A 12,304-nucleotide genomic window follows, 5' to 3' on the forward strand; every position below is an offset into this window, starting at 1 on the left:
CCCCTAGTACAAGGCATATTCGTCCCTGCGCCCTAGCCGCAAAGTCGGCAATGGCCTCCGCGCACCAGGACCACCCCACCTTGCACCAGACGGACCGTGGGGCTACGCAGATCGCGCGATTTCCACGCCCGATCCCCTTGCAAGAAGCGCCTCTCGTTTGTGAGGGGGAACGGTTCTTTGCAAAGTCGTCCACCGCTTGACGGTGTTTTCCTATTTGGCACTGCTCCAGCAGACGACCTTGCTCAATCATCACTCACGGATGCAAAGACGCACATTGTGGACTGGACATGCGCAAGGTGATCAGTCGGCTTCGCAAGATTGCAGAAGCAGAATCGCATTGCGCGCGAGAAATTCGCCTAACCGTCCGGCTTCACCGGGCCATGTACTGCTGGATTGGAGCACGCTCACCGTCATCCAATTGTCGCAACTCTGTTCGAACCCGCCAGTACGGTCGGAGTCAGTCACGCTGGTCTCGTCCTGCCTGACAAAGAGGTCGAAAACGAAGGATCAAAGCTGCAAAGGCGGAATGATCGAGTTGAGAAATCCATCGTAGCGCTGCTTTTGCGAGACGGCCAAAGGCGCACCCAGGGCCGAAGGCGGATACACCTTACATCGACCAAACCTGCCGAGCCGCACCGTTAGCACGGGCCTGAAGATGCCCCCGCGCACGAACGGGCTTCATCGCTAGCAAACAACACAGCGCCCTTCGCCAAATCAAAGATTTCCCAAGGAATCCAAATCTAGCCTAGAGCCTTGATCACGCCACACTTCCATCGCGTGGATACCTGCGATCCAGACAATCAATTTTACCAATGCAGCGCATTGTTGCATCAACTCAGCACTTGACGCATACCGATCACACTGAGCTTCTGCGCCGAGACATGACTCGGCTAACGTGCTCGCCAGTGCAAGATATGCGTCACCTGAGCAACGCCTTCGCATTCGGACTTGCCAACGCGGTCCGAGCATTCAACGAACCTCGCCAGGAGGCAGATGGTTTCCGATCGCCGTTTGAATGGCTGCAGGTTGGGCGTCTGGTGCAAATCTTGCTTGACGAAAAAGATAACGTAATTGAACGCCTGCCTTTGGAATGACGCGCCGGCTCTCGGAACTGTCTTCAATCGGACACGGCTAAAATGACAGCCTCGTATGAGGCCGACGCCTCTCAACGATGCGGCGGCCCGCATTCGAGTGTATTCGGGAAGGAAGCGTCATGACCACCATGGCAACTGCGGCACCCGCGCGCGCGTCGCAAACTTGGTATAAGATTCTCTACGTCCAGGTGTTGATCGCGATCGTGATTGGCGCCATCGTCGGCTGGCTATGGCCATCGGTTGCGACCAACGACTGGGTCAAGGCGCTCGGTGACGGCTTCATCAAGCTGATCAAAATGGTGATCGCGCCGATCATCTTCTGCACCGTCGCATCCGGCATCGCGCATATTCAAGATGCAAAGAAAGTTGGTCGCGTCGGCGTCAAGGCGCTGGTCTATTTCGAGATCGTCTCGAGCTTTGCCTTGATGTTGGGCCTTGTCATGGGCAATCTGTTCCAAATCGGCCATGGCCTTGCCGTCAAACCCGATGCTGCGGCGGTCGCCAATTACGTCAAGCAGGCCGAGGCCTCCAAGGCGGTCGATTTCTTTCTCAATATCATTCCCGAAACTGTGGTCGGCGCCCTCGCTCGCGGCGATGTCCTGCAGGTGCTCCTGTTCGCGATCCTGTTTGGCTTTTCGCTGATGGCGTTGGGAGAGCGTGGAAAGGGGCTGCGCGGCATGATTGACGACGTCGCGCATGCGGTGTTCGGCGTGATCGCCATCATCATGAAAGCGGCCCCGATCGGTGCATTCGGCGCGATGGCCTTCACGATCGGCAAGTTCGGGCCGGCGGCGCTGGGTAATCTGATCGGTCTGATCGCGTTATTCTATGCCACGGCCGCGGTATTTGTAGTGGTCGTGCTCGGTCTGATTGCGCGGATCGTCGGCTTTTCGATCTTCAAGTTCATTGTCTATATCAAGGACGAGCTTCTGATCGTGCTCGGCACCTCGTCCTCGGAAAGCGCGCTGCCGCAATTGATGGAAAAGCTCGAGCGACTGGGCTGCTCCAAGCCCGTGGTCGGCCTCGTGGTGCCAACCGGCTACTCCTTCAACCTCGACGGTACCAACATCTATATGACGCTTGCGACATTGTTCATTGCCCAGGCACTCGGGGTCGATCTCACCTTTGGCCAGCAGCTCACGATCTTGCTCGTGGCAATGCTGACCTCGAAGGGGGCAAGCGGCGTTACTGGCGCGGGCTTTATCACGCTCGCCGCGACATTGTCGGTGGTCAACCCGGCGCTGGTTCCGGGCATGGCAATCGTGTTCTCGATCGACAAATTCATGAGCGAAGTGCGAGCCCTTACCAACATCACCGGCAATGGCATCGCCGCTGTGTTCGTGTCCTGGTGGGAAGGCGAGCTTGAGCACGCGACGCTACACGCCCGGCTCAAGCAGCCCACCGATTCCACCAGTATCGACACCAGAAACACAAGGAGGTAGGCCCCGCATTTTCGCCGTGATTTCAAGACGCGTCGAACTCGAATTTAGCCAACTTCGTGATTCCCCGTAGTTCAAATCGGCACAACCGACTTGAACTGCGAGCCGGAACATCTTTTCGCGGGATTTGCGGATCGCATTACCTGCTCCGCGGCGCCCCCCCGGCAACGGCTCTGAAAAGATCCCCGAAACGAGGTCAAAAGAGACTTTTTCCGTAGTCCTTTTCAAACGCGCCTTTCGAGGTGAAAGCTCCTGGCCATTCCAATGCCGGCGCACGATTAGCCGCGGGTGCTTGGCGCTGAACTGGCCTCGCCCGACCGATGATGTGGTGGCGATCTTGCTGGCGCAACTCGCTCATCCGTTGTTTCCAGTGCGTGTTGCGGCATCAGACCGCAATGGGCGTCATCACCGTGGATCAGATTAGCACCTTCACCAGACCGAGATGGATCGCACAGAGGTAACGTCATCGGCTCTACAGCTTGTTGCTGCTCTTTCCAGATTAGGCGAGGCGTGTCTCATTGTTCCACGTCAGCGTCTTGGCTGAGCCGATGTAGCCTTGTCCCCACGTTGGACGCGCCCTGGCGCGACGCGGCAGTGCTCTGCCGGGGCCTCCCTCGGCCTCGAGCGCCTGCGAGGATTATCGGCAGCGAAGCAAAACAGACATCTCAGGCTCGATTGTACGCATGTCAGCGCGCGATATTGAAAGGTTTAGGACAACTATACCTACGTTTGTGATGCGCCTTTCTTCGGCGCGTGCTGAGTTCAGCTGCAAGCAATCGATCTCGGAACCGCACGAGCGTCTCTCGGGACAGAAAGGATTGCCCCATTTTTGCCTAAAATGTTATAGCTCTCCCGCCGCAGAAAGGCTGGACGGTCTAAGAATGCTTAACCAGATCAGTAGTTTCAAACGTTCAGCCACACAGTTTGCTTTCGGCAGCATAACGCTGGCGGTCGTGACGCAAGCTTCTTTGTACCTTCACACGCATTTCGCGGCGACGGCGTTCGCCTATCTGCTAGTGATATTGCTGTTTTCATTGATCGGCTGCTTTATCGCATCATCCGCGCTTTCAGTCTTAGCCATCTCTGCTTTGGCGTACTACTTTGTGCCCCCGGCGTTCAGTCTGCGGATCGACGACCCTCAAGCTCTTCCGGTGGTCGTCGCATTCTTTACTGTCTCGATTGTCGGAACGCACCTGATCGGAAAAGTCCGCCTGGAAAGCGAGGCTGCACGTGAGGCTGCGGCCAAGCTCCGGCGCAGCGCGGCCGATTTGAAGGACCGCGAAAAACGGTGGCACGCAATCTTTGAACACAACCCGGCCATGTATTTCATGCTCGACGAAGCCGGTACTGTCCTCAACGTCAATACATACGGCGCGACACAACTCGGCTATGCGCCTGCCGAACTAATCGGTCAATCCGTCCTGGGATTCTTTCTTGAGGAGGATCGCGCGTTCGTTCACAGATGCGTTCGAAAGTGCTTTGAAGATATAGGCCAATCGCACAGTTGGGACATCCAGAAAGTCAGAAAAGACGGCTCTGTATTGTGGGTACGAGAAAGCGCCAAAGCCATGCTATGGGCGGACGACCAGTCCATTGTCCTCATAGCCTGCGAAGATGTCACGGAGCGAAAGCTGACCGAACTTGCTCTGCAGCGGAGCGAAGCCCATTTGGCCCAGGCGCAGGAGTTGAGCCATACAGGCAGCTTCGGATGGAACGTTACTACCGGCGAAGTCTTTTGGTCAAAGGAGACTTTTCGAATTTTCCAGCTCGACCCGCCGACGGTTCCGGGGCCACAACTCGTCGTCGAACGCACTCATCCAGACGATAGAGCTTCGGTCCAAGAGACCATCGATCGAGCGATGCGGGACCCAAAGGATTTCGAGCATGAATACCGGCTGCTGCTGCCGGACGGCTCGGTGAAGCACATCCATGCACGCGCGCGCGCCACGACAACCTCCACTGGTGACATCGAGTTTGTCGGGGCAGCGACGGATATCACGGCGGCACGGCAAACAGAACAGCAGCTACGCCGTAGCGAAGCCTATTTGGCCGAAGCCCAGCGTCTCAGTCACACGGGCAGCTGGTCCTGGGACGTCTACAATCTCGACTTTGTGTATCGCTCCGCTGAGGTCGACCGTCTATTTGGCTTTGAACCGCAAGAGACTGTATCGATCGAGACCATTCGGTTGCGCATTCATCCAGATGACCTGCCGCGGCTTCAGGAAGTGCAGCGCCAGGCTATTGAGGGCGAGGAAGGGCGCTTCGAGTATGATTTCCGAATCCTTCTGGCAGATGGCGGGATAAGGCGCATACACTCCGTCGCGCATGTGGTGGTCGGCAGCGATGGCAATGTGAGCGAACTCATCGGAACACATATGGACGTCACCGAGCAATACGCCGCTAGGGAACGCCTGGAAAACACACTTTCTGCACTGAGCGAAAGCGAGCAGCGCTTTCGCGATTACGCCGAAACAGCTTCCGACTGGCTCTGGGAGACAGGACCAGATCATCAGGTCACCCACCTGTCCGAGCATACCAGCGCTGCGGGAATATTGGCGACGGGATTGATGGGCCTGCCTCGCTGGGACATCGCGTGCGACGTCGAGGAAGACCCTGAGAAGTGGCGGCAACATCGGGCGGCGCTGGAGGCGCATCTTCCGTTTCGGGATCTCGTCTATCGCACTGTCAACCGTATGGGATCTCCGATCTACGTCCGGACGAGCGGCAAGCCTTTTTTTGATTTAGACGGCAATTTCCTCGGCTACCGCGGCGTCAGCACCGACATCACCGCCATGATTCGCGCAGATCAAGCCGAACAAGAGCTCCGAAAGGCACAGGCGGAGCTTGCACATGTGACGCGTGTGACGACGTTAGGCGAACTTACAACGTCCATCGCCCACGAAATCAACCAGCCACTCGCCGCTATTATCAGCAACGCCGACGCGTGCCTCGGTTGGATGAACCGCGAAACTCCTGACCTATCCGCCGCGCGCTCTTCGGTTGAGTGGATAATCGAAGACGCAATCCGGGCAAGCGAGGTGATCCGTCGCGTTCGCGCACTTGCAAAGAAAGGCGAGATCGAGATGCTGCCGCTCGATATCAATGACGTCGTTAAGGATGCCATTGCGCTGGTGACACGAGAGCTGGTTAGCCACCAAGTACCGCTTAAAACCGAGTTAACGGCAGCGCTGCCCGCGATATTCGGCGACCGGATTCAGCTGCAACAGGTGATCATCAATCTGGTAATGAATGGGATCGAAGCCATGGACGCAGTTACGGACCGAGCGCGCGAACTGGTGATTCAGTCATCTAAGGACGATACGGGACATGTGCAGCTTACCGTGACGGATTGCGGCGTCGGGATCGCTGAAGATGATACCGACCGAGTGTTAGACCCCTTCTTCACGACAAAATCGAGTGGCCTTGGCATGGGTCTTTCGATCTGTCGCTCGATTGTGGAAGCTCATGGAGGGCGCCTTTCAGTCGTTCGCAAGCAGGGGCCGGGGGCAAGCTTTCGGTTTGACCTGCCGTTGCACAAGGAGCTCGTGCTGTGAGCGAACGCTCTGCGCCCCCGCGCGAAGGCAGCAAGGCTGACGCGTCGGCAAATGCGATAGTCTTCGTTGTCGAAGATGACGTCTCGATGCGTCGGTCGCTAACGAACCTTTTTCAATCGGTCGGCCTGGACGTCGTTGCATTCGGGTCGGCCCGCGAAATGCTACAGAGCAGGCTTCCCGATGTTGTTAGCTGCCTGGTCCTTGATATCCGGCTGCCAGGTCTGAGTGGACTTGAGTTCCAGGCTGAGCTGGCGCGGTTGAACATTCATGTTCCGATCATTTTCATCACCGGCCATGGCGACATTCCCATGAGCGTCAGGGCCATGAAAGGCGGAGCGGTCGATTTTCTCACCAAACCGTTTCGCGATCAGGAACTGCTTGACGCCGTGGTCGCCGCGACCGAGCGTGATCGCAAAAGACGGAAGACTCAGCAGACCGTCGCGGAACTGCAGGCTCTATTTGAGACCTTAAGCCCGCGCGAGCAGGCAGTGATGAAGCTGGTCGCTACCGGCCTGATGAACAAGCAGATAGCCGCCGAGCTGGGGCTCGCCGAGATTACGGTCAAGATCTACCGGGGACACCTAATGAAAAAGATGCGCGCCCGGTCGCTCGCGGATTTGATCAGAATGACTGAGACGCTGAGCATCCGCGCAAACCGACCCGAACAAACCTAAGTATGATTTTACAATTTCACCTCTCAAGCCCACTTTTCGCCCAAGGTGGCTAATGCTGCGGCGGCCGCCATTCCTGCGTCCGGAGGGCACGTCTTGTCCACGCCTTTAATATCTGTCGTTGACGACGACGCGTCGGTCCGCGCGGCGACAGAGAACCTTTTGAAATCGCGTGGCTACATCGTCCAAACATTTGCGTCGGCCGAGGACTTTTTGAAATCACCGCGGTTGAACGAAACTTCCTGCGTAATTACGGATGTGCAGATGCCGGTCATGAGCGGCTTGGACCTGTTGGCCGAAATGCGGACCAAAGGTCTCAGTGTGCCGTTCATTTTCATTACTGCCTTCCCGAACGACCGCGTGCGCGCCTCGGTCCTGAGCTCGGGAGCGATTGGCTTTCTGGCCAAGCCCTTTGCCGGACACACGCTGATCGAGTGCCTCGATGCTGCATTGAAGTAGAACCGCGGCTGCTGGCACGCCTGAAACTAGCCGGCCGCCAACTTCATGTCCGATCTCAGCACTTCTCACGCGAGACGCTCTCGATCAGCTTCTTGGCGTCAAGCGCGCGGCACCTGTAATAAGAACTCCTGAGGATCTTCTGGAATCAACTTCCCGAATCAGCTGGCAGAGCCAGCGGTCGATTTCCCACTTTGCTTTATTGATCCGTGACCTGCTCCGCCCGCTGGCCACGTCGATCCAGAACAGCGCTCCCGCCGCGAGACGCAGGTACTTGGCATTCCGGGTTCCATTCATCTATGTAGGCTGGCGCTCAGGGTGATCTTCCCCCGGAACGGATTCGATGGGCTTGAGCGCTTGCTTAGCTCGGTCCAGTCTAGCAACGTACTGCTTACGACGACGAAAGAGCTCCGCTCAGCCCAGCAGCTCTCTGGACTGAATTGTCGAACCATTTGCTTGCATCTTGTTTATGATCGACGTTGGTTGGCATGCGAAGAGCTCTGCGGGACGCACTCCTGCTCAGCGCAGTGCCACTGCCCGTCACAGATGTTTCCTCTTGTCTACCGGAGCGTGGTATCGCTCCGCGCCTTTCTTCAGCCATATCTGAGGCGGCCTCTTTGCTGCTCACCAACTCTTGCGCCTCATTAGATCGCCTCGAGAACCTCCTCCTCGAAGCCACCCCATATACTCAACGCGCAGAACGCCCGGTCTCCTTTCGACCGCGGGGCGCACTTTTTTGGCCGCGCCTCGCGCAGTTTACTACAGACGCAAGCAATTCGATCGGTTGCGTTACGCAGCGCCGCTCTTATGCCCGGTAATCGCTAGCAGTTCGGCGAAGACCAAGCCGGCCGGTGCTCCTCTCTGCATACCGTTTTCCCTCAAAGCGCAGGAGCTCTTCTGATTGCGAGCCGCCGAAGGCCGCCTAACGTAGCGAAGAGTAGTACGTGACATGTTCTACGCGACCATGTTCCGGGCAGCTTATGATCACATGAAATTATCCTCGTATTCGCATGATAAGGAACTTTCTTCCATTTCAGGATCCCTTCTTTCGTTGTCGTCAACTTTGGAACGATAGCGCGCAGCAGCACCTTTTCGCTGCCACTCACCATCACTGTTCCTTATCCAATTGTCTGAGTTCTCTGGGTCGAGAATCATATTGTCGGCATCAACCATCAACCTCGACAAACCCCATCTGCTCCGCACGGGCTCTTGCTTGCGGATGAGCCGGACGCAAATTGAGCAACGGCCTTTCGCCGTTCACTCGAAGTGGATGCTCGAGCAGAATATCGCCAGCGTTCTCGACGAGTGGATGAACGACCTGAAGATCTACAGTCGAGGTAGTCCCAGTTCGCCCAGGAAACAGCTCGTGCCATTTTTTGACGTCGAACTCCGTCATGCTGTCGCCGCCCTCCATTCTTAGAAGCCCGACACTTCTTTCTCCTCATTGATAGCTGAAGTATCGCGCATGTCGGCGATGAGCTTGATTTCCGCGCCGCAATAGGTTCGCGCTGCGGCGATGAATGACGACCTATTGATCTCTATCACAGGAGGCCTTGGAACTAGCGAATATGGTCCCGTTACCAAAGGCGAGCTGCCACTGGAGCCCGGTGCAGCTAAGTTCATATTGGCGAACCCATCCGCGAACCTATCTGCATCCGTTTGCTCGTCAGCTTCGGCAAAGCACGAGGATTGGAACCAGGAGGAGCCATTTATCTGATTATACATGGCGATTGGTGCTCCCAACGGGCATATAGTTCCGCATTTGGTTCAGGCTGTTAGGCCCTTCGCAGCTGATAGGCTGGCAGCCTTACCAAAACCTGACGCGAGACCGTGAATGCCCTCCAATCCTTTCGGCAAGCTTTCCTAAAGCGGCACGAACGTAATGCACGTCGCATTGGCCTAGTCAGGATTGCGGCGATGCTACGAGCATGGCTCGCAATGTCAGCCTATCAGGAGAGGGATCAATCGATAGTTCACCTATTGAACGGCGCCGTCGGACGCTCTCCTTAGCCGCGCGCTACGCTAGACGCATCTCCAGATCGCAGTCTCGAAAAGTTCGGGGGAGCGCGCTGCCCTGCTAACGATTAACAGAAGTCGCGACAACCAAATCTCCGCCAACTATGACCAACTATGGATAAGCGCGAGACTACAACCTTTCAGGATTTTGAATCCACCGAGCTGGCGCAGCCACCGCCGCCTAATGGCCAGACAACGGAGAAGCACCTCGACATTGCCGCGGCCGCCTATTCGACGGTGACCGATTTTGCGAGATTGCGCGGCTGATCCACATCCGTCCCCACAACGACGGCAGTATGATAGGCTAAGAGCTGCACCGGGATGGCATAAACCAACGGCGTAAAGCTTCCACCCATGTCCGGCAACACAATGGTCATGAGCGTGTCCAACGTCGCTTCCGAAGCGCCCTTCGCATCAGTGATCAAGATGATGTTGCCACCGCGAGCCGCGACTTCTTGCATGTTCGAGACGGTTTTCCCGAAAACCGCGTCGTAAGGCGCGATCACCACCACGGACACGGTCTCATCGATCAATGCAATCGGTCCGTGCTTGAGTTCGCCGGCCGCATAGCCTTCTGAGTGGATATAGGAGATCTCCTTCAGCTTGAGCGCGCCCTCGAACGCCAGGGGAGCCGATGTGCCTCGACCGAGATAGAGCACGTCGCTCGACTTGGCGATACGACGCGCGAGTTTCTCGATCTGCGGCTCGATCAACAGCGCCGCAGCAATCAGCCGCGGCACTTCGACAAGCTCGCGGACAAGCTTCGATTCATCGATCTCGGACAGCTTACCCCGCTCTTTGCCTGCTGCCAGAGCAAGCGCCGCCATTACCACTAGCTGGCAGATGAATGCCTTGGTGGAGGCGACGCCAATTTCTGGTCCCGCCAGCGTCGGCAACACGGATTCGCTCTCACGCGCAATCGTCGATGTCGGGACGTTGACCACAGATATCGTGTGCAGACCCTGGCTCTTGGCGTAACGCAGCGCAGCCAGCGTGTCGGCGGTCTCCCCCGACTGCGAAATGACGATCGCGAGATCGCCCTTGCGTAAAGGAGCCTCCCTGTAGCGGAACTCAGATGCCACATCGATCTCGACCGGCAGGCGTGCTAGCCGCTCGAACCAGTATTTGGCGATGTGACCGGCGTAGCTTGCCGTGCCGCAGGCCGTAATCGAGATGCGCTGAATGGAATTGAAGTTGAACGGCAGTTTGAGCGGCAGGGCTACGCGCTCGGCGCCAATATCGACATAATGAGCCAATGTCTGCCCGGCCACTATCGGCTGCTCGTGGATTTCCTTGGCCATGAAGTGGCGATAATTCGCTTTGTCCGCCAGGAGTGACGACGCGCCGGACTTTGACGGTTCCCGATGAACAACAGTGCCGTCTGCGCCATAGATCACGCAGATCGTGCGGGTAAGCACGGCCCAGTCGCCGTCTTCAAGATACGTAATGGTATCGGTCAACGGCGCGAGCGCGATCGCGTCCGATCCGAGATACATTTCGCCGTTACCATGCCCAATCGCAAGGGGCGATCCCTTGCGCGCACCGATCAAAAGATCGTCGTGGGCTTTGAACAGGAATGCCAGCGCGAAGGCTCCGCGCAGCCGCGGCAGCGACGCCTGTACCGCATCCCGCGGCGAGTAACCATTCTTGAGATAAGATTCGACGAGATGCGCCACCACCTCGGTGTCCGTCTCTGAGTTAAAATGGGCTCCATTCCGCTCCAGTTCGGCTCGCAGCTCGCGGAAATTCTCAATGATCCCGTTATGAACGACCGCGACATTTTCCGTCGCATGCGGATGAGCATTGCTCTCGGTCGGCTTTCCGTGAGTTGCCCAACGGGTGTGACCAATACCGGTGTGACCCGACGGCGGATAATGGCGCAGCCGTTCCTCAAGGTTTCTCAGCTTACCTTCAGCGCGCCGCCGCTCGATACGGAGACCTTCGAGCGTCGCGAGGCCCGCGGAGTCGTAGCCACGATATTCCAATCGCTTGAGCGAAGCGACCAACTGCCCGACGACCGGACCACGCCCCAAGATGCCGACAATTCCACACATACCGACCAATGCAACCGAAGTTCAAGGAGGCTGACGTTCCTCCTAACAGGAAGCTCTTCATGAAAGTCGCCTGCCCGATCATAACCGGTGATCAATTTCGGGATTTGCGGCGGCCGCATGTTATATTGCCGCCGCATTCACAAGCGTGAGTCAGGTCACTTTCAACCATCATCGTTTCGTCCAGCCACATTCCGCTTTCGGTGACAACCATCAAGTACGAGCCGCGATGTGGCTGCGACTGGCGTATGTCGTGATTTGGCTCATCATCACTGTGAGCCATTCACGACTCTTCAGTTCAAACTCCCTAAAAACTGTCGGCGGCGCCGCCGAACCGGATGGCGGCTGGTGCAGCGGCAAACAAGTCCTCGCGTCTCGTTGAAAGACTTCTTCGAGAGGCTCACATCCCGCATCGGCGGCGGCCATTTTGCAGGTGGAAAGATGCAACCTTCCCACGGCGCCTGCATGGAATTTGCGCAGCGCGCGCTAGCGTGAATTGTCGTGCGTTACGTGAATAGTCATGCGTTATTGGAAACATTTTGTCGCGCTGGTTTAAGGGGCTGATCATACTCGGACGGACACAAGCTATGCTAGTCGGGATGAGACTAACGATCGGCATCGATAGCTCTATTGTACGAACGTAAGCTTTCGATATCGAAACGTTTGAAGAACCATACCAACGTTTGCAATTCTACCGATTTCGTAGTTGCGTCGACCGTCCGCTGCCTACGCGAACAGGCCGTTGCCGGAAGCGTTTATCATCAATATGGTCGACGACCTTACCGCTTCCAGACTGCGTGTTCTGTTGGAAGTTGAAGGCACACGCCGCGCGCTTTGCAGGCTACGATATCGATGCGCAGGCTTCACTCTCGCTGAGTGCTGGCCCGCACGCTGTCATTCCGGCCGTGCACTGACATCTCCTGACTTGTAACTTGGGACCTCAACACGTCTCTCTCCGGCCATGACCAGACCACGTCCGAATGCATTAACATGCGTTGAGGATAGGTAGGGAACACAGCCGTC

General features: G+C 56.9%; 8 protein-coding genes. 4 read left to right on the forward strand and 4 right to left on the reverse strand.

Features of this window, described 5'->3' with window-relative positions; all coding sequences use genetic code 11:
- Nucleotides 1–1,213 precede the first annotated feature (1,213 nt).
- The 4 genes from dctA (at nt 1,214) to AAFG07_RS34265 (ending at nt 7,217) form a co-directional block, all read left to right on the forward strand.
- A complete protein-coding gene (dctA, locus tag AAFG07_RS34250; protein WP_342724107.1) occupies nt 1,214–2,536 on the forward strand; it encodes a C4-dicarboxylate transporter DctA in 1,323 nt (440 codons plus the stop codon).
- Nucleotides 2,537–3,414: 878 nt separating this feature from the next.
- A complete protein-coding gene (locus AAFG07_RS34255; RefSeq protein ID WP_342724108.1) occupies nt 3,415–6,087 on the forward strand; it encodes a PAS domain S-box protein in 2,673 nt (890 codons plus the stop codon).
- On the forward strand, nt 6,084–6,761 hold the full coding sequence (locus AAFG07_RS34260) for a response regulator transcription factor (protein ID WP_342724109.1): 678 nt from the start codon (nt 6,084–6,086) through the stop codon (nt 6,759–6,761). The genes AAFG07_RS34255 and AAFG07_RS34260 overlap by 4 nt, the downstream gene beginning before the upstream one ends.
- A gap of 93 nt (nt 6,762–6,854) precedes the next feature.
- The gene (locus AAFG07_RS34265) at nt 6,855–7,217 is read left to right on the forward strand and encodes a response regulator (RefSeq protein WP_342724110.1); all 363 of its coding nucleotides are present in this window, start codon (nt 6,855–6,857) and stop codon (nt 7,215–7,217) included.
- A gap of 981 nt (nt 7,218–8,198) precedes the next feature.
- On the opposite strand, the gene AAFG07_RS34270 is transcribed toward AAFG07_RS34265, so the two are convergent.
- From AAFG07_RS34270 to glmS, 4 genes are all read right to left on the reverse strand, one after another.
- The gene (locus AAFG07_RS34270) at nt 8,199–8,387 is read right to left on the reverse strand and encodes a hypothetical protein (RefSeq protein WP_342724111.1); all 189 of its coding nucleotides are present in this window, start codon (nt 8,385–8,387) and stop codon (nt 8,199–8,201) included.
- Nucleotides 8,380–8,610 carry a hypothetical protein gene (locus tag AAFG07_RS34275; protein ID WP_342724112.1) on the reverse strand — a complete coding sequence of 77 codons (231 nt, stop codon included), beginning with the start codon at nt 8,608–8,610 and terminating at the stop codon, nt 8,380–8,382. The genes AAFG07_RS34270 and AAFG07_RS34275 overlap by 8 nt, the downstream gene beginning before the upstream one ends.
- A 20-nt stretch (nt 8,611–8,630) precedes the next feature.
- Nucleotides 8,631–8,939, reverse strand: a complete 309-nt coding sequence (locus tag AAFG07_RS34280) for a hypothetical protein (protein WP_342724113.1) — start codon at nt 8,937–8,939, stop codon at nt 8,631–8,633.
- A 518-nt stretch (nt 8,940–9,457) separates the two neighbouring features.
- Nucleotides 9,458–11,284 carry a glutamine--fructose-6-phosphate transaminase (isomerizing) gene (gene glmS, locus AAFG07_RS34285; protein WP_342724114.1) on the reverse strand — a complete coding sequence of 609 codons (1,827 nt, stop codon included), beginning with the start codon at nt 11,282–11,284 and terminating at the stop codon, nt 9,458–9,460.
- Nucleotides 11,285–12,304: the final 1,020 nt, after the last annotated feature.

This window comes from Bradyrhizobium sp. B097, from assembly GCF_038957035.1.
GTDB lineage: Bacteria > Pseudomonadota > Alphaproteobacteria > Rhizobiales > Xanthobacteraceae > Bradyrhizobium.

What these genes read in the sequence shown, in the direction of transcription:
- AAFG07_RS34270 (WP_342724111.1), bottom strand. Translation starts at nt 8,387, where the DNA reads ATGGTTGATGCCGACAATATGATTCTCGACCCAGAGAACTCAGACAAT.
- AAFG07_RS34280 (WP_342724113.1), bottom strand. Translation starts at nt 8,939, where the DNA reads ATGTATAATCAGATAAATGGCTCCTCCTGGTTCCAATCCTCGTGCTTT.
- AAFG07_RS34255 (WP_342724108.1), top strand. Translation starts at nt 3,415, where the DNA reads ATGCTTAACCAGATCAGTAGTTTCAAACGTTCAGCCACACAGTTTGCT.
- dctA (WP_342724107.1), top strand. Translation starts at nt 1,214, where the DNA reads ATGACCACCATGGCAACTGCGGCACCCGCGCGCGCGTCGCAAACTTGG.
- glmS (WP_342724114.1), bottom strand. Translation starts at nt 11,284, where the DNA reads ATGTGTGGAATTGTCGGCATCTTGGGGCGTGGTCCGGTCGTCGGGCAG.
- AAFG07_RS34275 (WP_342724112.1), bottom strand. Translation starts at nt 8,610, where the DNA reads ATGACGGAGTTCGACGTCAAAAAATGGCACGAGCTGTTTCCTGGGCGA.